This window comes from Streptomyces sp. cmx-4-9, from assembly GCF_046548835.1.
Classification (GTDB): Bacteria; Actinomycetota; Actinomycetes; order Streptomycetales; family Streptomycetaceae; genus Streptomyces.
The window spans coordinates 1,011,077-1,034,676 of the sequence record NZ_JAEBEE010000001.1; the positions used below are offsets into that span (position 1 = coordinate 1,011,077).

Annotated in this window: 27 protein-coding genes; 7 read left to right on the forward strand and 20 right to left on the reverse strand. The window is 73.4% G+C overall.

The genetic code is table 11. The annotated features are described in order from the left end of the window. Nucleotides 1-85 precede the first annotated feature (85 nt). From ACLJTM_RS04710 to sigE, 4 genes are all read right to left on the reverse strand, one after another. Nucleotides 86-538: a sec-independent translocase gene (locus tag ACLJTM_RS04710; protein WP_411102033.1), complete on the reverse strand. Its 453-nt coding sequence runs from the start codon at nucleotides 536-538 to the stop codon at nucleotides 86-88. 116 nt (nucleotides 539-654) lie between these two features. Beyond that, nucleotides 655-2,052: a trypsin-like peptidase domain-containing protein gene (locus tag ACLJTM_RS04715; RefSeq protein WP_411102034.1), complete on the reverse strand. Its 1,398-nt coding sequence runs from the start codon at nucleotides 2,050-2,052 to the stop codon at nucleotides 655-657. Between the two features lie 138 nt (nucleotides 2,053-2,190). Further along, a complete protein-coding gene (locus ACLJTM_RS04720; protein WP_411102035.1) occupies nucleotides 2,191-2,847 on the reverse strand; it encodes an anti-sigma factor family protein in 657 nt (218 codons plus the stop codon). Beyond that, nucleotides 2,844-3,623, reverse strand: coding sequence for an RNA polymerase sigma factor SigE (gene sigE / locus ACLJTM_RS04725; RefSeq protein WP_411102036.1), 780 nt, complete (start codon nucleotides 3,621-3,623; stop codon nucleotides 2,844-2,846). Before sigE ends, ACLJTM_RS04720 begins: the two co-directional genes overlap by 4 nt. Before the next feature lie 168 nt (nucleotides 3,624-3,791). Here sigE and ACLJTM_RS04730 point away from each other — a divergent pair, with 168 nt between their 5' ends. Next, nucleotides 3,792-4,454: an O-methyltransferase gene (locus ACLJTM_RS04730; protein WP_411102037.1), complete on the forward strand. Its 663-nt coding sequence runs from the start codon at nucleotides 3,792-3,794 to the stop codon at nucleotides 4,452-4,454. A gap of 187 nt (nucleotides 4,455-4,641) precedes the next feature. Here the strand turns inward: ACLJTM_RS04730 and ACLJTM_RS04735 are convergent, their stop codons facing one another. After that, nucleotides 4,642-4,809, reverse strand: coding sequence for a DUF3117 domain-containing protein (locus tag ACLJTM_RS04735; protein WP_003966491.1), 168 nt, complete (start codon nucleotides 4,807-4,809; stop codon nucleotides 4,642-4,644). Nucleotides 4,810-5,142: 333 nt separating this feature from the next. Here ACLJTM_RS04735 and ACLJTM_RS04740 point away from each other — a divergent pair, with 333 nt between their 5' ends. Next, on the forward strand, nucleotides 5,143-5,946 hold the full coding sequence (locus ACLJTM_RS04740) for an enoyl-CoA hydratase/isomerase family protein (RefSeq protein WP_411102038.1): 804 nt from the start codon (nucleotides 5,143-5,145) through the stop codon (nucleotides 5,944-5,946). Nucleotides 5,947-5,976: 30 nt separating this feature from the next. Here the strand turns inward: ACLJTM_RS04740 and ACLJTM_RS04745 are convergent, their stop codons facing one another. Genes ACLJTM_RS04745 through ACLJTM_RS04755 form a run of 3 tightly spaced genes read right to left on the reverse strand, consistent with a single transcriptional unit; the run spans nucleotide 5,977 to nucleotide 7,171 of the window. Then, a complete protein-coding gene (locus ACLJTM_RS04745) occupies nucleotides 5,977-6,174 on the reverse strand; it encodes a DUF1059 domain-containing protein (RefSeq protein ID WP_411102039.1) in 198 nt (65 codons plus the stop codon). Between the two features lie 50 nt (nucleotides 6,175-6,224). Then, nucleotides 6,225-6,809, reverse strand: a complete 585-nt coding sequence (locus ACLJTM_RS04750; protein ID WP_411102040.1) for a DNA-3-methyladenine glycosylase I — start codon at nucleotides 6,807-6,809, stop codon at nucleotides 6,225-6,227. After that, entirely contained in the window at nucleotides 6,806-7,171 is a 366-nt protein-coding gene (locus ACLJTM_RS04755) for a DivIVA domain-containing protein (RefSeq protein ID WP_411102041.1), read from the reverse strand. The genes ACLJTM_RS04750 and ACLJTM_RS04755 overlap by 4 nt, the downstream gene beginning before the upstream one ends. Before the next feature lie 76 nt (nucleotides 7,172-7,247). On the opposite strand from ACLJTM_RS04755, the gene folP reads away from it, so the two are divergent. Next, the gene (gene folP / locus ACLJTM_RS04760) at nucleotides 7,248-8,108 is read left to right on the forward strand and encodes a dihydropteroate synthase (RefSeq protein ID WP_411102042.1); all 861 of its coding nucleotides are present in this window, start codon (nucleotides 7,248-7,250) and stop codon (nucleotides 8,106-8,108) included. Nucleotides 8,109-8,168: 60 nt separating this feature from the next. On the opposite strand, the gene ACLJTM_RS04765 is transcribed toward folP, so the two are convergent. Next, nucleotides 8,169-8,927: a TIGR00730 family Rossman fold protein gene (locus tag ACLJTM_RS04765; RefSeq protein WP_411102043.1), complete on the reverse strand. Its 759-nt coding sequence runs from the start codon at nucleotides 8,925-8,927 to the stop codon at nucleotides 8,169-8,171. A 64-nt stretch (nucleotides 8,928-8,991) separates the two neighbouring features. Next, nucleotides 8,992-10,071, reverse strand: a complete 1,080-nt coding sequence (gene dapE / locus ACLJTM_RS04770; RefSeq protein ID WP_411102044.1) for a succinyl-diaminopimelate desuccinylase — start codon at nucleotides 10,069-10,071, stop codon at nucleotides 8,992-8,994. A 77-nt stretch (nucleotides 10,072-10,148) separates the two neighbouring features. Between dapE and ACLJTM_RS04775 the strand changes: the two genes are divergently transcribed. Both ACLJTM_RS04775 and ACLJTM_RS04780 read left to right on the forward strand, forming a co-directional pair. Next, entirely contained in the window at nucleotides 10,149-11,117 is a 969-nt protein-coding gene (locus tag ACLJTM_RS04775) for a hypothetical protein (protein WP_411102045.1), read from the forward strand. Nucleotides 11,118-11,366: 249 nt separating this feature from the next. Continuing rightward, nucleotides 11,367-11,729: an ATP-binding protein gene (locus tag ACLJTM_RS04780; RefSeq protein WP_411102046.1), complete on the forward strand. Its 363-nt coding sequence runs from the start codon at nucleotides 11,367-11,369 to the stop codon at nucleotides 11,727-11,729. A gap of 94 nt (nucleotides 11,730-11,823) precedes the next feature. On the opposite strand, the gene dapC is transcribed toward ACLJTM_RS04780, so the two are convergent. Together dapC and fdxA are read right to left on the reverse strand one after the other, a co-directional pair. Beyond that, entirely contained in the window at nucleotides 11,824-12,918 is a 1,095-nt protein-coding gene (dapC, locus tag ACLJTM_RS04785; RefSeq protein WP_411102047.1) for a succinyldiaminopimelate transaminase, read from the reverse strand. 133 nt (nucleotides 12,919-13,051) lie between these two features. Continuing rightward, nucleotides 13,052-13,381 (reverse strand): ferredoxin, encoded by a 330-nt coding sequence (gene fdxA, locus ACLJTM_RS04790; protein WP_030011906.1) that lies wholly within the window; start codon nucleotides 13,379-13,381, stop codon nucleotides 13,052-13,054. 117 nt (nucleotides 13,382-13,498) lie between these two features. On the opposite strand from fdxA, the gene ACLJTM_RS04795 reads away from it, so the two are divergent. Continuing rightward, on the forward strand, nucleotides 13,499-14,485 hold the full coding sequence (locus tag ACLJTM_RS04795) for a GNAT family N-acetyltransferase (RefSeq protein WP_411102048.1): 987 nt from the start codon (nucleotides 13,499-13,501) through the stop codon (nucleotides 14,483-14,485). Beyond that, nucleotides 14,482-15,276: a transglutaminase-like domain-containing protein gene (locus ACLJTM_RS04800; protein WP_411102049.1), complete on the forward strand. Its 795-nt coding sequence runs from the start codon at nucleotides 14,482-14,484 to the stop codon at nucleotides 15,274-15,276. The genes ACLJTM_RS04795 and ACLJTM_RS04800 overlap by 4 nt, the downstream gene beginning before the upstream one ends. Nucleotides 15,277-15,382: 106 nt before the next feature. Here ACLJTM_RS04800 and ACLJTM_RS04805 read toward each other — a convergent pair whose 3' ends face one another. The 8 genes from ACLJTM_RS04805 to ACLJTM_RS04840 form a co-directional block, all read right to left on the reverse strand. Next, nucleotides 15,383-17,266, reverse strand: a complete 1,884-nt coding sequence (locus ACLJTM_RS04805) for a peptidoglycan binding domain-containing protein (RefSeq protein WP_411102050.1) — start codon at nucleotides 17,264-17,266, stop codon at nucleotides 15,383-15,385. 332 nt (nucleotides 17,267-17,598) lie between these two features. After that, nucleotides 17,599-17,982: a DUF6113 family protein gene (locus ACLJTM_RS04810; protein WP_411102051.1), complete on the reverse strand. Its 384-nt coding sequence runs from the start codon at nucleotides 17,980-17,982 to the stop codon at nucleotides 17,599-17,601. Then, complete coding sequence (gene mshB, locus ACLJTM_RS04815) at nucleotides 17,979-18,875, reverse strand: N-acetyl-1-D-myo-inositol-2-amino-2-deoxy-alpha-D-glucopyranoside deacetylase (RefSeq protein ID WP_411102052.1); 897 nt, start codon at nucleotides 18,873-18,875, stop codon at nucleotides 17,979-17,981. The genes ACLJTM_RS04810 and mshB overlap by 4 nt, the downstream gene beginning before the upstream one ends. 92 nt (nucleotides 18,876-18,967) lie before the next feature. Then, entirely contained in the window at nucleotides 18,968-19,162 is a 195-nt protein-coding gene (locus ACLJTM_RS04820; RefSeq protein WP_215011896.1) for a hypothetical protein, read from the reverse strand. A 405-nt stretch (nucleotides 19,163-19,567) separates the two neighbouring features. Next, nucleotides 19,568-20,674 carry an ABC transporter ATP-binding protein gene (locus ACLJTM_RS04825; RefSeq protein ID WP_411102053.1) on the reverse strand — a complete coding sequence of 369 codons (1,107 nt, stop codon included), beginning with the start codon at nucleotides 20,672-20,674 and terminating at the stop codon, nucleotides 19,568-19,570. Next, the gene (locus tag ACLJTM_RS04830; protein ID WP_411102054.1) at nucleotides 20,667-21,650 is read right to left on the reverse strand and encodes an ABC transporter ATP-binding protein; all 984 of its coding nucleotides are present in this window, start codon (nucleotides 21,648-21,650) and stop codon (nucleotides 20,667-20,669) included. The genes ACLJTM_RS04825 and ACLJTM_RS04830 overlap by 8 nt, the downstream gene beginning before the upstream one ends. An 11-nt stretch (nucleotides 21,651-21,661) precedes the next feature. Next, nucleotides 21,662-22,669, reverse strand: a complete 1,008-nt coding sequence (locus ACLJTM_RS04835) for an ABC transporter permease (protein ID WP_411102055.1) — start codon at nucleotides 22,667-22,669, stop codon at nucleotides 21,662-21,664. Continuing rightward, entirely contained in the window at nucleotides 22,662-23,585 is a 924-nt protein-coding gene (locus tag ACLJTM_RS04840) for an ABC transporter permease (protein WP_411102056.1), read from the reverse strand. Before ACLJTM_RS04840 ends, ACLJTM_RS04835 begins: the two co-directional genes overlap by 8 nt. Between the last annotated feature and the right edge of the window lie 15 nt (nucleotides 23,586-23,600).

Here is a 23,600-nt window from a genome sequence, read left to right on the forward strand (position 1 = left end):
GACCCACGTCCTCGGGCGTCCTGACATAAGGACTCATGGAGGATAGCCACCCCGTCCCGGATCGCCGGGCAGGCGGGGACGTGCCTCAGGTGGCGTCGGCGTCGAAGCGCGTGCGCCGGTCGGCGGCCGGGGCCGCGGGCTTCTTCACCAGATCCGGTCCGGCGCCGGGCGTGGCGGGGCCGGCCGCACCGGCGGCGGGGACCGCGGCGGAATCGCCCTCCCTGCTGTTCACGGCGTCGGTGACGTCGTGGAGCTCCTTGCGGAGGTCGAAGCTGGTGCGGATCTCCTTGAGGTCTTCGTTCTCGGTCAGCTGCTTGCGGATGAAGGTCTTCGGATTCAGGTCCTCGAACTCGAAGTCCTTGAATTCCGGGCCGAGTTCCGACCGGATGTCCTGCTTGGCGCTGTCCGAGAAGGCACGGATCTTCCGGATCACCCCGGTGACGTCCTGGATGACCTTGGGCAGCTTTTCCGGACCGAAGATGAGAATGGCGAGCACCACGATCGTGACCAGTTCGAGTGCGCCTATGTCGTTGAACACCTTGCCGCTCCTCGGCTCTCTCCACTTCGGCCCCGACACACGGTACCCGGCCCGGCCCGCGGGGCCCTACCTGCGTGCCGCCCCGGAATCGGTTTCACCCGCTCGTCATGCGGTGCTCATGAGCCGTTCGCCGATCCGAGGACCACTTCCAGGGTGCGCTCCCGTCCCTCGCGCAGGACGGCCAGGGTCAGCCGGTCGCCGGGCCGGTGGGCCCTGATCCTGATGATCAGCTCGTCCCCGCCGCGCACCCGCCGGCCGTCGACCTTGGTGATCACGTCGCCGGGTTTGATGCCCGCGCGGGCGCCGGGGCCGTCCGCGACCACGGAAGGCTTGCCGTCCTCGCCCTTCGCGTCGACGCGGGCTCCGTCGCCGGTGTACTCCATGTCCAGGGTCACACCGATGACGGGGTGGGTGGCCCGGCCGGTGCGGATGAGTTCCTCGGCTACGCGTTTGCCCTGGTTGACGGGGATGGCGAAGCCCAGCCCGATGCTGCCGCCCTGCCGGGTCGGGTCGTCCTTGTCGGCGCCGCGGATCGCACTGTTGATGCCGACCACGCGGGCGGCGGAGTCGAGCAGCGGGCCGCCGGAGTTGCCCGGGTTGATGGGGGCGTCGGTCTGCAGGGCGTCGACGTAGCTGATGTCGCTGCCGTCGCCCTTGTCGCCGCCGGCGGTGACGGGGCGGCCGGTGGCGCTGATGATGCCCGCGGTGACGGTGTTGGAGAGGTCGAAGGGCGCGCCGATGGCCACCACCGGGTCGCCGACCTTCACGTTCTCGGAGTTCCCCAGGTTCAGCGGCTGGAGTCCGCGCACTCCGCTGACCTTCACCACGGCCAGGTCGTAGCCGGAGTCCCGGCCGACCAGCTCGGCGGCGACGCTCTCGCCGGTGCTGAAGGTGACCGCCATCTCCCGGGCGTCGCCGACGACGTGGCTGTTGGTCAGGATGTGGCCCTGCCCGTCGAGCACGAACCCGGTGCCCGTGCCGCCGCCCGCGGCGGTCCGTACGTGCAGGGTCACCACCCCGGGCAGCGCGGCGGACGCGATCCCGGCGACGCTCTCGGGGGCCCGGCCGCGGTCGGCGGCGGCGCTCTGGGGCAGTTCCAGGCGGGTGCTGCTGCGCCGCTCTGCGAGGACTCCGACGTAGCCGCCGATGCCGCCGGCGAGCAGAGCCACCGCGAGGCCGGCGCACAGGAGCTGCCAGGCGCGGGCCCGGCGCGGCCTGCTGCCCCGGTCCACCGTGTGCAGCGGCTGCTCGGCCCAGGGGTCGTAGCGCGGCTCGCGGGGCGCCGGGACGGCCCCGTACGGGTCCTGGCGGGGGCCGGGGTCCGGTGCCGGGTCCGACGCGTCCAGGCCGGGGTCGCGGGCAGGGCCCCGGCCCGCCTCACGGCCCGCGTCCCTGCCCGCCTCCGCACCGTCCTCGGGGCGCAGGGCCGGGGCCCCGTCGGGGCGGGGCTCCGCCGGCTCCTTGGGCCGGCTCCACCAGGACGGTGCCGGATCGGTCTGCTGCCTGTCGGCCATGGGCGCTCCCCGCGTACTCATGCGCATCTGCCGCAGATTCAACCAGGTCCGGCAGCCGCGGGGGCCCGGGTCGGCCGGGCCGGACCGCCCGGGCGGACCGGGGCGCCCCGGGAGCCGGCACGATCCGGCGGGGGCGGCCTACCGCAGGAGCGAGACCTTGCGGGCCGAGGGCGGCGGGGAGGGGTGCAGCGGCGGCAGGGGCGCCGGGAGGAGCGTGGGGACGGCTCCGGGCGCGGGCAGCCGGTCCCGGACGGCGGCGTCGGCCACCGAAACGGCCGGGCCGGGCCGGGAGGCGGGCGCGGGGGCGTCGCCCCGCGCATTCGGATCGACACCCTCCAGCGGCAGCGAACCGCCGAGCGCGAGCGCGGCGAGCGAGACGGCCCCGGCCGCGACGAAGGCGAGGCGGCGCCGCGGTCGGCCCACCTCGTGGATGGGGAAGCCCTCCGGCCGCGGCCGGTCGGCGGCGGGCAGGGCGTACGCGAAGGAGGAGAGGGGGCCGCCGCCCGCGGCATCCGGCGCACCGGACCGTCCCGGCGGGCCGGACAGGCTGTCGGGACCGGCGGCGGGCAGCCCCTGGAGGCGCGCCAGCAGGCCGGCGGAGAGGGGTGGCGGGGCGCTCTCCACGAACATGGTCTTCAGACGGCGCTGCGCGTCGGCCTCCGCCTTGCACCGGGTACAGGTGGCCAGGTGGGCCAGGACCCGCTCGCGGGCGTCGTGCTTGAGTTCTCCGTCCACCAGGGCGGCCAGCCGGTCGCCCAGGTGCTGTTCGGCAGGGGAAGGATTGACTCCGCTCACTCGGCTCCGCCCTCTCCCCCGGCGCCCGGGACGCCCACGGCCGCTCCGGCCAGCGCGCGCTGCTCCGCGCGGGCGGCGGGCGAGCGGTGCTTGAGCGCCTTGCGCAGGTGCGAGCGCCCGCGGTGGATGCGGCTGCGCACGGTGCCGAGCTTCACGCCCAGCGTGGCCGCGATCTCCTCGTACGACAGGCCTTCGATGTCGCACAGCACCACGGCCGCGCGGAATTCGGGCGCGAGGGTGTCGAGCGCCTGCTGGACGTCCGCGTCGAAGTGGGTGTCGTGCAGGACCTGCTGCGGGGAGGGCTCCCGGCTCGGCAGCCGCTCGGCGGCGTCGTCGGCGAGTGCGTCGAAGCGGATGCGCTGCTTGCGGCGGACCATGTCCAGGAACAGGTTCGTGGTGATGCGGTGCAGCCAGCCCTCGAACGTGCCCGGCGTGTAGGTGGACAGCGAGCGGAAGACGCGGACGAAGACCTCCTGGGTGAGGTCCTCGGCGTCGTGCTGGTTGCCCGTCAGACGGTAGGCGAGGCGGTAGACCCGCGCACTGTGCGTGCTGACGATCTCCTCCCACGAGGGAGGGGTCCACGCCTGGGAGCCCGCATCGGCGGCGAAGGTCGCGGTGGTTGCGGTGTCTGCGGTGTGGAAGCGGTCAGCAATGTCGGTCACGGATTTCGGCTCACCCGCCGACCGGAGGAGGCGCCTCAGGACGCCCCCGCGATCCACAGGCGCAGCCGCACCTCCCCTGTCGGCTCTGGTGGTGTCCAGTGGAGCCCCTACCATAGCCACCCCCTCCGTCAGCTTGAGATAAGCGTTTTTGCTTTAACTTTGCCCGGGCGGCGGGCCCGGGAGCGCCCTTCTGCCCGGCAGCGTCCCTTCTTATCCCGCGTCCACCTTTCACAACGCCCGGTCCCATCTGCGGGTTCCCGACGTCAACGGATACAGTCACCGTTGCGCCAACTATGGGGACAGGAGAGGGTCATTACCGGCAACCGGCAGACGAGCTGGGCGTTCGCCGACGCGTTTGTCGCCGAGGACGACGCTCTGCGGTGGGCCCGCGACCGGTCCAGGGAAGCGGGCCTGCGCTCCGTCTCCCCCGGCACCGGGGCCGCGCTGCGCCTGCTCGCCGCCACCGCGGACGCCAAGGCGGTCGCGGAGATCGGCACCGGGACCGGGGTCTCCGGCATCCACCTGCTGCACGGGATGCGCCCTGACGGGGTCCTGACCACCGTGGATCCCGAGGGCGACCGGCAGGCCTTCGCCCGCCAGGCCTTCCGCGCCGCCGGCTTCGCCGGCAACCGCGCCCGCTTCATCCCGGGCCGCGCCCTGGACGTCCTGCCGCGGCTCGCCGACGGCGGGTACGACCTCGTCTTCTGCGACGGCGACCCGACCGAGTCCCTGGACTACCTCGCCGAAGCACTGCGGCTGCTGCGGCCCGGCGGACTGGTCTGCTTCGAGGGGGTCTTCTCCGACGGCCGTACGGTCGACTCCGCGGCCCAGGCCGTGGAGGTGCTGCGGGTCCGCGAACTGCTGCGCAGCGTCCGGGAGAGTCCGGCGCTGGAGGCCGCGCTGCTCCCGGTGGGCGACGGCCTGCTGTGCGCCGTGCGGCGCTGACGCCCGTACCGCGGGACGGCCGGGCCGGGGAGCCGGAGCCGGAGGCGGTCGGCAGGGGCCACCCGGACCGAGCGCTGCGGGACCGGACCGCCGGGCGGGACCGGGGCAGTCTGCGGACACAACGCTGCCCCGGCCGCACATCGCGGTCGGGGCAGCGCAGAAATCAGGTGAAGGTACGGTCAGCGGGTTAGCCGACGACCTTCTTCAGGGCGTCACCCAGGGCGTCCGCCTCGTCCGGGGTCAGCTCGACGACGAGCCGACCGCCGCCCTCGAGCGGTACGCGCATGACGATGCCCCGCCCCTCCTTGGTGACCTCGAGCGGGCCGTCGCCCGTCCGCGGCTTCATGGCCGCCATGCTCGTTCCCCTTCCTGAAACCAGCTCATCGTCAGCCGACGGCCCCATTCAGGCGCCTAATACCCGGCATCGAACACATTGCTTCCCAGCCATTATCCCGCATGTCAGGACCCGATGACCAACATCGCTCGGGAACGCTTGCGCAACGCGCTCGGCCAAAACCACTCATTTCGGGGACCCGCCTGCGATACTTCGCCGCTGCCCGCCCGGAAGTGCATCCGCTTTGTTTGACGCACATCACATGTGCCGCCCCCCTCCGGTCCGCCATGCTGGCCCTTGCACCGGCCAGTACCGGCCGGTAGCCAAGCCTGCGACGAAGGGGGACCCCCCGCCATGGCCGACAGCGTGCTCTACGAAGTGACCGACGGACTCGCGACCGTGACGATCAACCGTCCCGACGCGATGAACGCCATGAACACGGAGGCGAAGGTCGCACTGCGCGAGGCCGTCCGGGCGGCGGCGCAGGACACCGCGGTGCGGGCGGTGCTGCTGACCGCGGCGGGCAGCCGGGCGTTCTGCGTCGGCCAGGACCTCAAGGAGCACATCGGCAATCTGGCGGCGGACCGCGAGAGCGGCTCCACCCTGACGATGAGCACGGTGGCGGAGCACTACAACCCGATCGTGCGGGCGCTCACCGAGATGCCGAAGCCGGTGGTGGCGGCGGTCAACGGGGTCGCGGCGGGGGCGGGCTTCGGCTTCGCGCTGGCGGCGGACTTCCGCGTGGTCGCCGACACCGCGTCCTTCAACACCTCCTTCGCAGGGGTGGCGCTGACCGCCGACTCCGGGGTGTCCTGGACCCTGCCCCGCCTGATCGGCGCCTCCCGGGCGTCCGACCTGCTGCTCTTCCCCCGCTCGGTGAAGGCGCAGGAGGCGTGGGAGCTCGGCATCGCGAACCGCCTCGTGCCCGCGGACGAGCTGCGCGCGGAGGCCGAGAAGACGGCCCGCGCGCTGGCGTCGGGTCCGACGGTTGCCTACGCCGCGCTGAAGGAGTCCCTGGCGTACGGGGCCTCCCACTCCCTGTCCGAGGCGCTGGAGCGCGAGGACGTCCTCCAGACCCGCGCAGGGGCCTCCGAGGACCACTCCATCGCCGTCCAGGCCTTCCTTGCGAAGCAGCCCCCGCAGTACCTCGGCCGCTGACACCCGGGGCGGGGAGCGGGCCGGCGTGGTTCAGGCGGGCGCGCCGGCCTGCTCCTCCTCAAGCATCGAGCGGACCTGCTCGCGCAGTTCCGGACCGTCCTCGTGGCCGTGGACGGCGACCGCGTGCTGGGTGGCGGCCCGGACGACCTCGTTCTCCTCGCCCGAGATGGTGAGCGTGCAGTGCGTCTCGCTCGGGAACCTGCGGCAGTCGGCGACTTTCCTGGTCATGGCGGCCTCCTGGGGGTGAGTGGCGCCGTTCCTCCCAGCGTAGGCGCGGTTCAGGCGGGGCGCGGATCGCGGAAGGCGCAGTCGGCCAGGTGGTCGTTGACCAGACCGCAGGCCTGCATCAGGGCGTAGGCCGTGGTGGGCCCGACGAAGCGGATGCCGGCCTTCTTCAGGGCCTTGGAGAGCGCAGTGGACTCCGGGGTGGTCGCCGGGACCTGGGTCAGCGCCCGGGGCGCCGGGCCGGGCTTGTCGGGGGCGTACGACCAGACCAGCTCGTCCAGGGCGCCCGGCTCCCAGCCGGCCAGCACCTTCGCGTTGGCGAGGGTCGCCTCGATCTTGGCCCGGTTGCGGATGATCCCCTCGTCGGCCATGAGCCGCTCCGCGTCGGCCGGGCCGAAACCGGCGACCGCGGCGATCGCGAACTCGGCGAAGGCCTTACGGAACCCCTCGCGCCGCCGCAGGATGGTGATCCACGACAGCCCGGACTGGAAGGCCTCCAGGCACAGCCGCTCGTACAGGGCGTCGTCCCCGTGCACCGGGCGTCCCCACTCGGTGTCGTGGTAGGCGAGGTAGTCCTGCGTGGACAGGCCCCAAGGGCAGCGCAGCAGCCCGTCCGGGCCGGCCGCGGCGGCGGTCACCGCTCACCGGGCTTGGTCAGGTCCACCCGGTCCGCCTCCCCGTCCCGGGCGGCGGCCCGGTCCGCGGGGCCGGCCGCCCCGGCCGTCAGCTGCGCGATCCGCGCGTCGCGCTCGGCCAGCTCGGCCGCCAGCCGCTCCAGGACGTCGTCCACCTCGGCCATCCGGTAGCCGCGGGGGGCGACCGGCAGCCGCAGCGCGTCGATGTCGGCCCGGACGACGGGGCGGCTCTGCGGCAGCCCGTCGGCGACCCGGTCCGGTTCCGCTTCCGGCAGGACGGCCTGCGAGCCCCCTCCGATCACGGCCAGGGTGACCGCCGCCACGACCACGACCAGCGCGATCATCAAGAAGAAGAACACGATCAACTCCCCTGAGAGACTCCGGCCACCAGGTTAAGGTCGCAGACGAGGCGGGGAGGCCGCCGAAGGAGGAAAGAGCAGGATGCTGCGACTGGGCAGGCGCGAGTTCGACACCCACGAGCCGGTGATCATGGCCATCGTGAACCGGACTCCGGACTCCTTCTACGACCAGGGCGCGACGTTCCTCGACCAGCCGGCCCTGGACCGCGTCGGGCAGGCGGTCGCCGAGGGCGCCGCGATCATCGACATCGGCGGGGTCAAGGCGGGACCGGGCGCGCACGTGGACGCGGCCGAGGAGGCACGGCGCACGGTCGGCTTCGTCGCCGAGGTCCGGCGCCGCCACCCCGACGTGGTGATCAGTGTCGACACCTGGCGGCACGAGGTCGGCGAGGCCGTCTGCGAGGCGGGGGCCGATGTGCTGAACGACGCGTGGGGCGGGGTGGACCCGAAGCTGGCGGAGGTCGCCGCCCGTTACGGCGCCGGGCTGGTCTGCACCCATGCGGGCGGGGTGGAGCCGCGGACCCGGCCGCACCGGATCGCGTACGAGGACGTGATGGCGGACATCCTGCGGGTCACGGTCGGCCTGGCCGAGCGCGCCGCGGCCCTCGGCGTCCCCCGCGAGTCGATCATGATCGACCCCGGGCACGACTTCGGGAAGAACACCCGGCACTCCCTGGAGGCCACCCGCCGGCTGGCGGAGATGGCGGACACGGGCTGGCCGGTGCTGGTCTCCCTGTCCAACAAGGACTTCGTCGGCGAGTCCCTCGACAAGCCGGTCAAGGAGCGCCTGTTGGGGACCCTGGCCACCACGGCCGTCTCGGCCTGGCTGGGCGCGCAGGTCTACCGGGTCCACGAGGTCGCCGAGACCCGGCAGGTCCTGGAGATGGTGGCGGCGATCCAGGGCCACAGGCCCCCGGCGGTCGCCCGCCGCGGCCTGGCCTGAGCGCGGGCCGGCAGGCGGGCCGACGGGCAGAGCCCGGGCCCCGGGGCCCGGGCCGGGGGGCTACTTGCCGACTTCCTTCGTCACCAGCGCGATGGCCTCGTCCACGTCGTCGGTGACGTGGAACAGGTAGAGGTCCTTCTCCGAGGCCTTGCCCTGGGCGATCACCGTGTTGCGCAGCCAGTCGATCAGGCCGCCCCAGTACTCCGTGCCGAACAGCACGATCGGGAAGCGGGTGATCTTCTGGGTCTGGACGAGGGTCAGCGCCTCGAACATCTCGTCCAGCGTGCCGAGTCCGCCCGGCAGGACCACGAAGCCCTGGCTGTACTTCACGAACATCGTCTTGCGGACGAAGAAGTACCGGAAGTTCAGCCCGAGGTCGACGTGCTGGTTGAGCCCCTGCTCGAAGGGCAGTTCGATGCCCAGGCCCACCGAGATGCCGCCGGCCTCGCGCGCGCCCTTGTTCGCCGCCTCCATCGCGCCCGGTCCGCCGCCGGTGATCACCGCGAAGCCGGCGTCGACGAGTGCGCTGCCGATCCGTACGCCCGCCTCGTACTCCGGCGTGCCCGCGGGGGTGCGGGCCGAACCGAACACGCTGATCGCGGGCGGCAGCTCGGCGAGCGTGCCGAAGCCCTCGATGAACTCCGACTGGATGCGCAGGACCCGCCAGGGATCGGTGTGCACCCACTCGGAGGGGCCGTCCGAGTCCAGCAGCCGCTGGTCGGTCGTGCTGCCCGCCTGCACCTGGCTCCGCCTCCTCAGCACCGGTCCGAGCTGCTGCTCCTCGGGCCGACGGCGAGACGAACCTTCGGGGTTGCCCATGACGTGCTCCCTCCTGCTGATCGTTGGATCAGGGTAGGCGCACAAAGGTGACGAGCGGCGGAATTCAGGAGGTCAGCCAGGCGCGGAGTCGCTCCTCGCAGTGCAGGATCGCCTTCGTCCCGACGCGCTCGTCGACCTTGTGGGCCAGCAGGGCGTCGCCCGGGCCGTAGTTGACCGCCGGGACGCCCAGCGCGCTGAAGCGGGAGACGTCGGTCCAGCCGAACTTGGGCATGGCGCGCCCGCCGACCGCCTCCATGAAGGCCGCGGCCGCGGGGTGCGAGAGGCCGGGGAGGGCGCCGCCGGAGGAGTCGTCCACGACGAACTCGGCGATGTCGCAGTCCGCGAAGACCTCCCGTACGTGGGCCAGCGCCTCGGCCTCGCTGCGGTCCGGGGCATAGCGGAAGTTGACCGTGACCGTGCAGGCGTCCGGGATCACGTTGTTGGCGACGCCGCCCTCGATCCGCACGGCGTTGAGCCCCTCGTGGTACTCCAGGCCGTCGATGACCGGCTTGCGCGGCTCGTACGCCGCCAGCCTGGCCAGGATCGGTCCGGCCGTGTGGATGGCGTTGGAGCCCATCCAGCTGCGGGCCGAGTGCGCGCGTTCCCCGGCTGTGCGCAGCAGGACCCGCAGGGTGCCCTGGCAGCCGCCTTCGACCTCGGCGTTCGAGGGCTCCAGGAGCACCGCGAAGTCGCCGGTGAGCCAGTCGGGGCGGGCTTCGGCGATCTTGCCGAGGCCGTTGAGGTGTGCGGCGACCTCCTCCTGGTCGTAGAAGACGAAGGTGAGGTCGCGGTTGGGTTCGGGCACGGTCGCAGCGATGCGCAGCTGCACGGCGACGCCCGACTTCATGTCGGTGGTGCCGCAGCCCCACAGGACGCCGTTCTCGTCGAGGCGGGAGGGCACGTTGTCGGCGATCGGCACGGTGTCGAGGTGGCCGGCGAGCACGACGCGCTCCGCGCGGCCGAGCTGCGTACGGGCGACGACGTTGTTGCCGATGCGGTCCACGGTGAGGTGCGGCAGGGTGCGCAGCGCGTGTTCCACGAGGTCGGCGAGTACCTTCTCGTCGCCGCTCACGGAAGGAATGTCGACGAGCCGGGCGGTCAGCTCGGCGGCGTCCAGGGTGAGGTCCAGCTCGGATTCGGGCATGGCACCGACCCTAACCCCCCGGGGCCGAACGCACCCTCGTCGTCCGGCCGGCGGACCCGTCACCTGCCTCAAGTACGGTGGGCCGCGTGTCCGAGACCCCTCGCTCCCGCCCCCGCCGCCGCAGGCCGCTGCGTGCGGCCCTCGGTTTCCTCGTGCTGATCGCCGTGCTCGGCTACTTCGCCGTGCAACGGGACTCCAACGGCGGTGCGGGGGCCCCGTACTGCTCGGCGAGTGCGGCCGGCGAGGAGGGCCGGGAGTACGAGATGACGCCCGAGCAGGCGGGGAACGCGGCGACGATAGCCGCCGTCGGCATCTCCAAGGGGCTCCCGGACCGGGCGGTGACCATCGCGCTGGCCACGGCGATGCAGGAGTCGGCGCTGCGCAACCTCGACCACGGCGACCGGGATTCACTGGGCCTGTTCCAGCAGCGGCCCTCACAGGGCTGGGGCACCCCGGACCAGATCCAGGACCCGGTCTACTCGGCGGGGATCTTCTACGACCACCTCGTGGACGTGCCCGGGTACGCCGGGCTGCCGCTGACGGTGGCCGCACAGAAGGTGCAGCGCAGCGGCTTCCCGGAGGCGTACGCCAAGCACGAGCCGGACGCCGCGGCCCTGACGGCGGCCTTCGGGGCGGGCGGGGTGCTGTTCTGCTCGGGGCCCGCCCCGCTGCCCGGCGACCCGGAGAAGGTGAAGGCCGAGCTGGTCCGGGCCTTCGGCCCGCAGGCCCTCGGCGGCGCGTCCGGCGGGGCGGGCGCGTCCGGCGGGGCGGGCGGGCGGACGGACCCGGGCGGTGAGCCCGGGATCAGCCTGCGGCTCGCCCCGGACGGCGGCCCCGCGGAGGCCCGCCGCGGCCGCGCGATGGCGCACTGGGCGGTGGCCCGGTCGCACGAGCTGGGCATCGCCTCGGTGGCGTACGGGGACGGCGGCTGGACCGGCGGGAAGGGCCGTGGCCGGTGGCAGCGGACCGGTGGGGCCGCGGCCTCGGGCGGCGGGGACCCGCAGGCCGCATCCGCGGACGAGGTGCGGATCGTCGTCGCCCGCTGAGGCGGCGACACGCCGGGCGCACGGTGCCCGGCCGCGCGTGCGAGGGGTCACTCGTGCGGGGGTGACCGCATGGCCGGCGCGCGGGGGCCTGACGGGCAAGGAACCGCTGGTGGGCGCGGATCCGATGGGTTTGTCGCGGAAGCCGATTAAACGATGCGTTGCCGATCCTTTACCTGACGACTCCGCAACTCCACCCGCCCCGCGAGCGGTTGTACAGGGCGTACTCAGCCGCTACCGCTTAGGAGCATCATGTCCCTCCCCCTGACCTCTCGGATCGCCCGTGCCGCGCTGCTCCTCGCAGCCGGGGCAGCGCCCGTGGTCGGTGCGGCCGGCGCGGCCAGTGCCGCCGGCCTGGAGTCCGTGCCCCAGCTGGGCGCACTCACCGCCCCGGACGCCGCCGACGCCACGGCCGCGACCGGCGTGGCCACGGACGCCGCGGGCAGCGCCGCCCAGGCCGTTCCGGCCGTGGCCCCGGCCGCCGGGCTGGCGCAGAGCGCGGGCGGCCTGCTCGGCGGGCTGCCCGCCGCGCAGGAGCTCCCCGCCGCCACCCAGGGCCTGCCGACCGGTGCGCTGCCGCTGGCCGGTGGTCTGCCGGGCGGTCTGGCCGGCTGACGCCGGGGGTCATCCGAAGGGGCCGGGAGCACGAACTCCCGGCCCCTTCGGGCTGTCTGGGGCCGTACGCGGCGGCCCGGCGGGCCCCGTACGGTCAGCCGAGGCGCTTGACGGCCGCCTCGACCCGCTCGTCGGTGGCGGTGAAGGCGACGCGGACGAAGCGGGCGCCCGCCTCACCGTAGAAGTCGCCCGGCGCGACCAGGATGCCGAGCTCCGCCAGGTGGCCGACGGTGTCCCAGCAGGGCTCGTCCCGGGTCACCCACAGGTAGAGGCTGGCCTCGCTGTGCTCGACGCGGAAGCCGTGCGCCTCCAGGGCCGTGCGCAGCGCCGTGCGGCGGGCGGCGTAGCGGGCGCGCTGCTCCTCGACGTGCCGGTCGTCGCCGAGGGCGGCGACGGTGGCGGCCTGCACGGGGGCGGCGGTCATCATGCCGCCGTGCTTGCGGATCTGCAGCAGTTCGCCCAGGACCTCGGCGTCGCCCGCGATGAAGGCGGCCCGGTAGCCGGCCAGGTTGGACCGCTTGGAGAGGGAGTGGACGGCGACGATGCCCTCGTACGAGCCGCCGCACACCTCGTCGTGCAGCACCGAGACCGGCTCGGCCTCCCAGCCCAGCTCCAGGTAGCACTCGTCGCTGAAGAGCAGGATGCCGTGCTCACGCGCCCAGGCCACGGTCCGGGTCAGCTCCTCCCGGGAGAGGACCTGCCCGGTGGGGTTGGAGGGCGAGTTGAGCCACAGGAGCTTCACGCCGGCCGGGTCGAGCCGGGTCGGGTCGTCGTAGACCACCGGTTCGGCGCCGCACAGCCGCGCGCCGACCTCGTACGTCGGGTAGGCCAGCCGCGGGTAGGCCACCTTGTCGCCCGCGCCGAGGCCGAGCTGCGTCGGCAGCCAGGCCACCAGCTCCTTGGAGCCGACCACCGGCAGGACGTTGCGGTGTCCGGCCGCACTCGCGCCGAGGCGGCCGCGGACCCAGCCGGTGATCGCGTCACGCAGTGCGGGCGTGCCCCACACCGTCGGGTAGCCCGGGGAGTCCGCGGCGCCGATGAGGGCGCGCCGGATCAGCTCGGGGACCGGGTCGACGGGGGTGCCGACCGACAGGTCGACGATGCCGTCCGCGTGGGCCGCCGCCGTGGCCTTGTACGGCTCCAGCTTGTCCCAGGGGAAGGCGGGAAGACGGTCGGATACTGCGGCCACGGGGGTCTCTGCTCTCTCTGGGTGCCGGGTACGGGACGCCCGGGGCGGCCGGGAGGCGTCCCGGGCGGGAAACATCTCGGTCCCGTGCGGCGGGCAGGCCGGACGGGACCGAGGGGCGCTTCTGCCTGAAAGGTCAGTGCTCGCCGTTGATGCCGGCGGGGAGCGCCGCGACGAAGGGGTGGTCGCGCTCGATCAGGCCGAGCTTGGAGGCGCCACCGGGCGAACCGAGCTCGTCGAAGAACTCGACGTTCGCCTTGTAGTAGTCCTTCCACTCCTCCGGGGTGTCGTCCTCGTAGAAGATGGCCTCGACCGGGCAGACCGGCTCACACGCACCACAGTCGACGCATTCGTCCGGGTGGATGTACAAGGACCGCTGGCCCTCGTAGATGCAGTCGACGGGGCACTCTTCGATGCATGCCTTGTCCTTGACGTCGACACAAGGCTCCGCGATGACGTAGGTCACGCTCTCGTTCCTCCTCGGTAGGGCTTTCCATATCGCGCGGGAGCGCGGCGTCGTCGATGCCCGCACCTAGTATCTCCGTTCCCGGGCACGATCCGAACAGGAGGGGCGGACAGAGCTGTGGAAATCACTGCGGGTGGACTGCTGGAAGTCCGTATCACCCCGGCTGACGTGGGTAAACGAGTGTCTGTACGACGAGTGGAGACCGGGCTGAGCGGATCCCCCGAGTTCACGGACACGGTCGGGGTTCTCACATCCTGGACCCAGGGTGTGCTGCTGATCACACGCAAGGGCGGCGAGTCCGTCCGCATTGCGGAATCAGCGCTGGTCGCGGGCAAGGTCGTGCCTGCCGCGCCGGCCCGCCGGCGGGGCCCGGCGGCCTCCTTCGAGGAGCTGACCCGGGTCGCCGCGCGGTCCTGGCAGCCGCTGGAGAGCGAGCCGCTCGGCGAGTGGACGCTGCGGGCGGCCGCCGGATTCACCCGGCGCGCCAACTCCGTGCTGCCGCTCGGCGACCCGGGCGTGCCGCTCGACGATGCACTCGCGCGAGTGACCTCCTGGTATGCGCAGCGGGGCCTTCCGGCGTACGTGCAGGCCGCGACGGGAGCCGCCGGCACCCAGGAGCTGCTGTGCGCGGAGCTGGACCGGCGGGGCTGGACCCCGGAGGTGTCGGCCGAGGTGCGGATCGGGGCGCTGGCCCCGGTGGCCGACGTGGACGCGCCGGCGGCCGGGGCCGTGGCCCTGGCCCGCATCCCGGACGAGGAGTGGCTCGGTCGGTACGGGAAGGTCACCGATCCGGACCTGGCCCGGCGGATGCTGGTGGAGGGGCCGTCGGTGTGGTTCGCGGCGCTGCCCGGCGGCCGGGCCGTGGGGCGGTGCGTGGTGGACGGGCGCTGGGCCGGGTTCTCCGCGGTGACGGTCGACCCCGTGCACCGGCGGGAGGGGCTGGCGACGGCGGTGATGGCGGCGCTGGCCGGCAAGGCCCTGGAGGAGGGCGCCTCGGCGGCGTGGCTCCAGGTGGAGACGGACAACGCGGCGGCGCGGGCGCTCTACGACGGCCTGGGCTTCGCCACGCACCACACGTACCACCACTACCGGGCGGGGGCGTGAGCCGGGCGGAGCGCCGCGAGCAGTTCGCGGCCGAGGCCCGCTCGGAGCGGCCCGACCTGGCGGTGCTGTGCCTGCTGCTGGCCGCGGAGGCCGACCCGGAGCTGGACGAACGGGCCGCGGACTGGGCTCAGATCGAGCTGGACCGGCTGGCCGGGATGCTGCCGTACGGACTGCGGGACGGCCGCCAGTGGGCTTCCGCGGTCACCGCCCTGCTGGGCGGGCAGCTCGGTTTCCACGGCACTCCGGCGGACTACGACCGGCTGTCGTCCTCGCTGCTGCACGAGGTGCTGCGGCGCCGGCGCGGGCTGCCGATCCTGCTGTCCGTGGTCTGGCTGGAGGTCGCCCGGCGGGCGGGCGCCCCGGTGTACGGACTGGGCCTGCCGGGGCACTTCGCCGTCGGCTTCGGCGATCCGGCGGACGGCGTGGTGGTGGACCCCTTCGCGGGCGGCGCCTCGCTCGGCACCGGGCCGGCGGAGACGGCCTCGGGGCCGCGGACCCCTGCCCGGACGCTGGACATCGTGCTGCGCATCCTGAACAACATCCGCGCCTGGGCCTCCTCGCGCCCGGAGGAGTCGGCGGTGGCCCTGTGGGCCCTGGAGCTGTCGCTGCTGCTGCCCTCGCACCCCGCCTCCCTGCGGTACGAGCGGGCGCGGCTGCTGGTGGAGCGGGGGGCGTTCCGGGAGGGGGCGGCGGAGCTGGACGCGTACGCGGAGGTGGTCGCCGCGGTGGACACGGACGCCGCGGCCCGCATCCGCTCGGAGGCGGGCTCCGCCCGCGCCCTGCTGAACTGAGCCCGGCAGCACCGGGCCGGGCGGCGCCCCGGGGGGCCGGGGACCCGGGGACGGCGCGGCCCCCGGCCCGGGTTCCGGGACGGGGGCCGCGGGCCGGCGGCGGGGCCTATCCGGCGTTGGTGTCGATGACCGCGGTCCGCTCGGCCGTGGTCTTGCCGCGCAGGGCGGTGCCGAGGGCTCCGGCGACGTCCTGCGGGGTGACGGGCGTCTTGGCGCCGGTGCCCCGGGTGATCAGGACCCCGTCGAAGGTGTTCCCGTAGGTCGCCTTCAGGGCGTCGAGGTCGAACTTCTCGACGAGGTGCCCGTCCACGGCCTGCATGCTGAGGATGCGGGGCAGGGACTTGCTGCCGAAGGCGATCTTCTTGCCGCCCGCCGAGACCACGGCGTTGGCCGACATCGCCGGCTCGGCGAAGCTCTTCATCGCGCGGTCGAGTTCGGCCTGGTCGATGACCGGCGACTTGGTGGTGACGGGCAGTTCGACGGGGCCCGCCTTGCCGTCGGCCACCATGTCCCGGAAGGCCTGGGTGACCTGCTCCGCGGAGGCGTCCACGTCGAGGGTGGAGCCGGCCGTGCCGGGGACGGCGACGGGCTTGCCCGTGTCGAAGGTGATCGTGCCCTCGGTGGCGGTGCCCGCGGTGCTCGCCAGCTCCTGGAGCGCGACCTGGAGCTTCTCCTCGTCGACCGGCATCACGGCGGTGGCCGTGCGCTCCTGGCCGAGGAGCGAGCCGATCACGGTGACGGGGTTGTAGTCGCTGCCCGCCGCATTGCGGACGGTGGTCTGGCTGTCCAGGGTCAGGCCGGCCTTCTCCGGCTTGAGCTCGACGGCCTTGCCGCCGACGCTCAGCTGGAGCGGGGCGGCCGCCCGGGTGCCGAAGGCCTGCTGGAGCTTGGCCACGGCCTCGTCCCGGCTGCCGCTGATGTCGACGCCGAGGACGGTGGTGCCCTTGGGTACGTCGGAATGGTTCAGGAGCAGCCCGGCGCCGTAGGCGAGGCCGACGAGGGCCACCAGGCCGCCGCCGAGGAGGACCAGCTTGGAACGGCCCTTCCTGGCGGGCTTGGCGGAGCTGCTCGGCTTCGGGTCCGCCGGGCGGGCGGCCGCCGGTCCCGGGGCGGGCACGGGGGCCGGCGCCGGGGCCGGGGCCGGCAGCGGGCTCTGGCCCGGGGTGTCGAGCTCGGGCCCGGGCCAGCGGGGCGCCTCGCCGGGGCGCGGCCCGTCGACGGGGGCGCTGCCGTAGCCGGGTCCGCCGGTGGGGCCGGCCGGGACCCCGCCCTGGCTGTCGTAGACGGGGAAGGCCTCGGTGACGGGGCCGCTGTCGTCCTGGCCGCCGCCGTACGCCGGGAAGCCCTGGGTGGCGCCCGCGCCGGGGCCGCCGGGCTGCGGGCCCGCGCCGTAGCCGCCGCCCGTGCCGGGGACCGGCGGCGGCGCGGTGGTGCGCGGCGGGGCGTACCCGGCGCCGGGGACCGGCGGGGGCGCGGTGGTGCGGGGCGGGGCGTAGCCGGCGTGGGGCGCGGGCGGCTGCGGGGCCGCGGGGGCCGGGGCGGCGGACTGCAGGCCGGGCGCGGGCGGCTGCGCGGCCGCCGGCCGGCCCTGCGGACCGGGCCGGCCCTGCGGACCCGGCTGACCCTGCGGACCCGGCTGGCCGACCGGGGCGGTCTTGCGGGGGGCGAACCAGTTGCTGGGCGCCTCTCCCTCGCCCGCTCCGGGCCCCTGCGCGGGGGCGGGGGCGGAGCCCGGTACGCCGGGTCCCGGCTCCGGCGCGGCCTCGATCCGGGTCGGCCGGGGCTTGGGACGCACCTCCAGCCGGGGCTCGGCGGCCGGCTGCTCCTGCGGTGCGGCGGGCGCTCCGTCGACGGGGTTGGCCCCCATGGCCTTGCGGACGACCACGGGCGGGATCGGACGCGAACCGGGGATGTTGATCCGGATCCGCGTCGTCAGTGTGGTCTCGGTCTTGGGCCCGTCGGACTCGGGCGTGGACGGCTTCGACGTCACAGGGTTCTCCTCCGGGGCGGTCGCCGCAGCGTCCGTGGACGGATACTGGCCGGTTCCATACGGCGGCGTACCCGAGGGGTAAGCGGCTCCGCCGCGCCCCTGGGGCCCGGAGGACGAACTGTCAGTTTCACGACTCAAGGCAGGTTCTCCCGGTTGGCTCCGCCGCCCGTCATACCGTGCGCGGGCAGCTCGGCGGCCCGTCCACCATACTGGCCGCCGCCCGGGCGCAACTGACCACGGGGAATCCAAGGTTCCCCATGACCCCGGTCAAACCCCTCTCAAGCGGCCCCCGGACCGCCCCGGGCACCTCCCGCGGAGGGTCCGACACCACGTCACTTGGCAGGCGGGGCGGCCGGAATCGGACGATGCCGCGGATCGCGCATCGTGGCACACATCACAGCGAGCACCGTTCCACCCAAAAGATACGCGTACATACCGATACCGGACGAACCAAGCAGGAAGTCGCCCTCCGGCCGGGGGAGGCTGAGGACCACGTACGCGAGGAACCAGCCGGCGGCGGCCCCGCCGACGCCGAGCCCGGTCCCGAGGAGGATGCGGCCCCCGAGGAACAGCCCGAAGAGGGCGAGGAGTCCGAGCAGCAGGCCGGCGGGGAACCACAGGTCCACCACCAGCCAGCCGGCCGCTCCGGTCAGTGCGCCCGCGGCCAACAGGCCCAGGCAGGCGGCGATCCGTCCCGGCGTCAGCGTCCCGCTCACACCCCCACCCCCGCGAAGAGGTCGTGCTCGCGCCCGCCCGCCGGGGCGCCCGGGGGGCCCGCCACCCGTTCGTAGAACTCGCGGGTGAGCAGCGGCTGCGCCAGGTCGTTGGAGAGGGCGAAGACGCTCCCGGCCACGGCCACCTGGGTGGCGTGCGCCCGCATGGCGGCCGCCTTGGCTGCGGCATGGCGGTCCTCGCCGGCGATCTCGGTGGTGATCCGCCCGTCCTCGACGACCCCGGGCACGTCGGCGGGGGTGGCCAGAGCCGGGAAGGCCGCGGCGGCTCCGGGGGCCCGCAGTGCGGCGAACCCCTCCTCGACCACCGAGCGGGGCACCCGGTTCCAGTAGATCTTCTCGATGGTGTGCGGGTCCCCGAGGTCCCGCCGGTAGGCGCCCTCCGCGGCGAGTTCCGCGGCGCGCATGGCGACGCGGTGGGCCTGGATGTGGTCCGGGTGTCCGTACCCGCCGTCGGGGTCGTAGGTGACGAGCACCTGCGGGCGCACCTCGCGGACCACCTCGACCAGGTAGGCGGCCGCCTCGTCCACGTCGGCTGACCAGAAGGCCTCCGGGCGGTCGTTCTGCGGCGCGCCCATCATCCCGGAGTCCCGGAAGCGGCCGGGGCCGCCGAGGAACCGGTGGTCGGTGACGCCGAGTTCGGCCATGGCGTCGGCGAGCTCGGCGGTGCGGTGGGCCCCCAGGGTGTCGTCCCGGTCCGCCGCGAGGTGGGCGAGGGCGGGCGGGATGACCTCGCCTTCCTCGCCGAGGGTGCACGTCACCAGGGTGACGTGGACGCCCTCGGCGGCGTACTTGGCCATGGTGACGCCGTTGTTGATCGACTCGTCGTCCGGATGTGCGTGCACGAGCAGCAGACGACGGGCGGGAAGACCGTTCATGGCCCAAGCCTAGAGGGTGGCTCCCCTGGTGCTCTGACCGGAAAGGTTCACCGGGTCGCGGCGCCCGGCACGGCACCTCTCCGGCCACAGCACTAGAACTTGAGGCCGCTGATCATGCTGGCCACGTTGGACGTGAGCTGACTGAGGGTCGGGGCCACGGTGGAACTGGCCAGGTAGAAGCCGAGAAGTACGCAGACCACCGCGTGTCCTGCCTTCAGGCCCGATTTGCGGACCAGCAGGAAGACGATGATCGCCAGCAGCACCACGGCGGAGATCGAGAGTGCCACGGCGTTTCACCTCCACGTCGAGCGGACATCGGTGCGCATATTCGTGCTCGGCAGGATGCATACCCACCGCGTGCTACGGATCATAACTATCCGTGCCAGCGCATCGATCGAAATCCGGCAGCACGAGGGGCGCACGCCGCGCATGGCGAGGGGCACGGGGGTGGCCGGCCGGACAGGCCGAGCGCCGCTCCGACCGGCCGTCGGCACCCGCACGGCCGTACACCGTCCAGGCTGCACGGCCCTCATCTCGGGGCAGATGCGGGCAAGTTGCCCGGGCGTGGACGGCGTTGGGGCGGTGAGCCGGGTCACGGGACGACGTGTGCCCGGGTGGCGAGAAATGACCGGTCGGACGGATGGGACAGCTGAGGCACAACGGACGCGTGGGGCGCGGCCACCGCCCGGGGGCTACTCCGCCGACGGACCGGACCGACCCGGCGCGCCGGGCGCGCCGGGCACGCCCGGGGCAGCCAGGGGCGGGGCGGGCGGCGGAGCCGTATGCGGGACGACCTGCTTCTCCGCCGCGAAGTGACAGGCCGACGGATGCGCGGCCGGCCCCGCAGGGAAGGCGGCCGGGACCGCGAGCAGCGGAACCTCCTGCGCACAGCGCGCCTCGGCCTTCCAGCAGCGGGTGCGGAAGCGGCAGCCGGACGGCGGGTCGGCGGGCGAGGGCACGTCCCCGGAGAGGATGATCCGCTCGCGGTGCGCGCGGGCCAGCGGGTCGGGCACGGGCACGGCCGAGAGCAGGGCCTGGGTGTACGGGTGGGTGGGGTGGTCGTAGATCTGGGTGTCGGTGCCGATCTCCACGATCCGCCCCAGGTACATGACACCGACGCGGTCGGAGATGTGCCGCACGATCGACAGGTCGTGCGCGATGAACACGTAGGACAGGCCGAAGTCGTCCTGGAGGCGCTCCAGGAGGTTGATGACCTGGGCCTGGACGGAGACGTCCAATGCGGAGACCGGCTCGTCGGCGACGATGACCTCGGGGCGCAGGGCGAGGCCGCGGGCGATGCCGATGCGCTGGCGCTGGCCGCCGGAGAACTGGTGCGGGTAGCGGTTGATGTACTCCGGATTCAGGCCGACCACGTCCAGGAGCTCCTGGACCTTGCGCCTGCGGTCGCCCTTGGGGGCCGCCTCGGGGTGGATCTCGTACGGCTCGCCGATGATGTCGCCGACGGTCATCCGCGGGTTCAGCGAGGTGTACGGGTCCTGGAACACCATCTGGATGTTGCGGCGCACGGCCTTCAGCGCCCGGCCGGACAGCCGGGTGATGTCCTCGCCCTTGTACGAGATCGCGCCTGCGGTCGGCCGCTCCAGGTTGACCAGCATCTTGGCCACGGTGGACTTCCCGCAGCCGGACTCGCCGACGATGCCCAGGGTCTCGCCGGGGCGCAGGGCGAAGGAGACCCCGTCGACGGCCTTGACGGCGCCGACCTGTTTGCGGATGACGATGCCCCGGGTCAGCGGGTAGTGCTTGACGAGGTCCTTCACTTCCAGAAGGGGCTCAGGCATGGAGGCACTCCTTCCAGAAGTGGCAGGCGCTGCTGCGCGGCACGGGGGAGCCGGTGATCTCGTACAGCGGCGGGACGTCCGTGCGGCATACCGGCTGCGCCATCGGGCAGCGCGGGTTGAAGGCGCACCCCGGCGGGATGGCCAGCAGGTTGGGCGGCAGTCCCTTGATCGCGTAGAGCTCCTGGCCCTTCTGGTCCAGGCGGGGGATGGAGTCCAGCAGGCCGCGGGTGTACGGGTGGGCGGGCGCCCGGTAGATCTCGTGGACCGGGGCCGCCTCGACGATCCGGCCGGCGTACATGACCGCGATCTTGTCCGCGACGTCGGCGACGACGCCGAGGTCGTGGGTGATCAGGATCAGACCCATGTTCAGCTCGCGCTGGAGCTCGGCCAGCAGGTCCATGACCTGGGCCTGGACGGTCACGTCGAGAGCCGTGGTCGGCTCGTCGGCGATGATCAGCGAGGGTTCCAGGGCCAGCGCCATGGCGATCATGATGCGCTGGCGCATGCCGCCGGAGAACTGGTGCGGGTAGTCCCCCACCCGCTGCTTCGCGGCGGGGATCTTGACCCGGTCCATCAGGTCGACGGCCTTCGCCTTGGCGTCCCTGCGGGACATCCCGCGGTGCACCTCGTACATCTCGCCGAGCTGCGCGCCCACGCTCAGGACGGGATTCAGGGAGGACAGGGCGTCCTGGAAGATCATGGCCATCCTGGCGCCGCGGACCGTGCGCCGCTCCTCCTCCTTCATCCGCAGGAGGTCCTTGCCCTGGAAGAGGATCTCGCCGCCCGCGATCCGGCCCGGCGGCATGTCCAGGATGCCCATCACGGCCTGGGCGGTGACCGATTTGCCGGAGCCGGACTCGCCGAGCACGGCGAGGGTCTCGCCCTCGTCCACCGAGTAGTTGACGCCGTTGACCGCCTTGGCGACTCCGTCGCGCGTGGTGAACTCCACGTGCAGGTCCCGGACTTCGAGCAGCATGTACGGGCTCCTCAGCGCAGCTTGGGGTCGAGGGCGTCGCGCACCGCGTCGCCGAGCATGATGAAGGCGAGCACGGTCAGGCTGAGCGCGCCCGCGGGGTACAGCAGCATGTGCGGGGCGTTGCGGATCTGCGGGGCGGCGTTGGAGATGTCGATGCCCCAGGAGACGGTGGGCGGGCGCAGGCCGACTCCGAGGAAGGACAGGGTGGCCTCCAGGGCGATGTAGGTGCCCAGGGCGATGGTGGCGACGACGATGACGGGGGCGACGGCGTTGGGCGCGACGTGCCGCAGCAGCATCCGTGCGTTGCCCGCCCCGAGGGCCCGCGCCGCCTGGACGTAGTCGTTGTGCTTGGCGGTGATCACGGAGCCGCGGGCGATGCGGGCGATCTGCGGCCAGCCGAGCAGGATGATGAAGCCGACCACCGGCCAGACGGTGGTGCTGGTGACCACGGACAGGAAGACGAGGCCGCCGAGGATCACCGGGATGCCGAAGAAGATGTCGGCGACCCGGGAGAGCAGGGCGTCGCTCCAGCTGCCGAAGAACCCGGCGAGGCCGCCGAGGGCGGAGCCGAGCAGGGCCGCGCCGAGGGTGGCGCAGACGCCCACGGTGATGGAGGCGCGGGCCCCGTAGACGGTACGGGTGTACACGTCGCAGCCCTGGGTGTCGTAGCCGAAGGGGTGGCCGGGGGCGGCGCCCTGCTGCGATTGGGACAGGTCGCACCGGAGCGGGTCCCCACTGGCGATGAGCTGCGGCCAGAGGGAGATGACGACGAGGAAGAGGATCAGCAGGGAGCTGAGGACGAAGACGGGGTTGCGGCGCAGCTGGTGCCAGGCGTCGGACCACAGGGAGCGGGCCTTCTCGCGGGGGCCGCCGGGTACGGGGGCCTCCTCCAGGCTCTCGGCCTCCTCCAGGGCGAGATCCATGGCGCCGCCCTGTCCGGTGGGGGAGATGGCCTCGCGCGGGCGGGGGCCCACGGGGTCGTAGCCGCCGGCGCCCTGGGGGCTCTCGGGCTCAGGCATAACGGATCCTCGGGTCCAGGACCGCGTAGAGCAGGTCGACGAGCAGGTTCGCCAGGAGGAAGACGATGACGAGGATGGTCACGAACCCGACCACCGTGGGGGCGTTGTTGCGCAGGATGCCCTGGTAGAGCTGGTAGCCGACGCCGTGGATGTTGAAGATCCGCTCGGTGACGATGGCCCCGCCCATGAGGGCGCCGATGTCGGTGCCGATGAAGGTGACCACCGGGATCAGGGAGTTGCGCAGCAGGTGGCGGGTGATGACCCGGCGGCGCGGCAGCCCCTTGGCCACGGCGGTGCGCACGTAGTCGGCCTTGACGTTCTCGGCGATGGAGGTGCGCGAGAGGCGGGTGACGTACGCGAGGGAGACCAGGGCCAGGACGATGCCGGGCAGGATCAGCTCGCTGAAGGGCGCGTCCGGTGAGACGGTGGGCCGCACCCAGCCCCATTGGACGCCGAAGAGGTACTGGAGCAGGTAGCCGGTGACGAAGGTGGGCACCGAGATGACGACGAGGGTGGCCACGAGGACGCCGCTGTCCACGGCCTTGCCGCGGCGCAGCCCGCTGACCACCCCCAGGGTGATCCCCACGACGACCTCGATGACGATCGCGACGACGGTCAGGCGCAGGGTGACGGGGAAGGCCGCGGCCATCAGCGAGGTCACGCTCTGCCCGTTGAAGGCGGTGCCGAAGTCGCCCTGGAAGATCTGGCCCATGTAGTGCAGGTACTGCTTCCACAGCGGCTGGTCGAGATAGAGGTCCTTGCGGATGCGGGCGGCGGTGGCGGGGTCGGGGGCCTTGTCGCCGAACAGGGCCGCGACCGGGTCGCCGAGCGCGTACACCATGAAGAAGATCAGGAACGTGCTGCCGATGAACACCGGGATCATCTGGAGCAGCCGCCGGATCACATAACGTCCCATGGACTGCTCCAGGAT

What these genes read in the sequence shown, in the direction of transcription:
- ACLJTM_RS04715 (WP_411102034.1), bottom strand. Translation starts at nt 2,052, where the DNA reads ATGGCCGACAGGCAGCAGACCGATCCGGCACCGTCCTGGTGGAGCCGG.
- sigE (WP_411102036.1), bottom strand. Translation starts at nt 3,623, where the DNA reads ATGGTAGGGGCTCCACTGGACACCACCAGAGCCGACAGGGGAGGTGCG.
- ACLJTM_RS04735 (WP_003966491.1), bottom strand. Translation starts at nt 4,809, where the DNA reads ATGGCGGCCATGAAGCCGCGGACGGGCGACGGCCCGCTCGAGGTCACC.
- ACLJTM_RS04740 (WP_411102038.1), top strand. Translation starts at nt 5,143, where the DNA reads ATGGCCGACAGCGTGCTCTACGAAGTGACCGACGGACTCGCGACCGTG.
- ACLJTM_RS04745 (WP_411102039.1), bottom strand. Translation starts at nt 6,174, where the DNA reads ATGACCAGGAAAGTCGCCGACTGCCGCAGGTTCCCGAGCGAGACGCAC.
- folP (WP_411102042.1), top strand. Translation starts at nt 7,248, where the DNA reads ATGCTGCGACTGGGCAGGCGCGAGTTCGACACCCACGAGCCGGTGATC.
- ACLJTM_RS04765 (WP_411102043.1), bottom strand. Translation starts at nt 8,927, where the DNA reads ATGGGCAACCCCGAAGGTTCGTCTCGCCGTCGGCCCGAGGAGCAGCAG.
- dapE (WP_411102044.1), bottom strand. Translation starts at nt 10,071, where the DNA reads ATGCCCGAATCCGAGCTGGACCTCACCCTGGACGCCGCCGAGCTGACC.
- ACLJTM_RS04780 (WP_411102046.1), top strand. Translation starts at nt 11,367, where the DNA reads ATGTCCCTCCCCCTGACCTCTCGGATCGCCCGTGCCGCGCTGCTCCTC.
- mshB (WP_411102052.1), bottom strand. Translation starts at nt 18,875, where the DNA reads ATGAACGGTCTTCCCGCCCGTCGTCTGCTGCTCGTGCACGCACATCCG.
- ACLJTM_RS04825 (WP_411102053.1), bottom strand. Translation starts at nt 20,674, where the DNA reads ATGCCTGAGCCCCTTCTGGAAGTGAAGGACCTCGTCAAGCACTACCCG.
- ACLJTM_RS04830 (WP_411102054.1), bottom strand. Translation starts at nt 21,650, where the DNA reads ATGCTGCTCGAAGTCCGGGACCTGCACGTGGAGTTCACCACGCGCGAC.
- ACLJTM_RS04835 (WP_411102055.1), bottom strand. Translation starts at nt 22,669, where the DNA reads ATGCCTGAGCCCGAGAGCCCCCAGGGCGCCGGCGGCTACGACCCCGTG.
- ACLJTM_RS04840 (WP_411102056.1), bottom strand. Translation starts at nt 23,585, where the DNA reads ATGGGACGTTATGTGATCCGGCGGCTGCTCCAGATGATCCCGGTGTTC.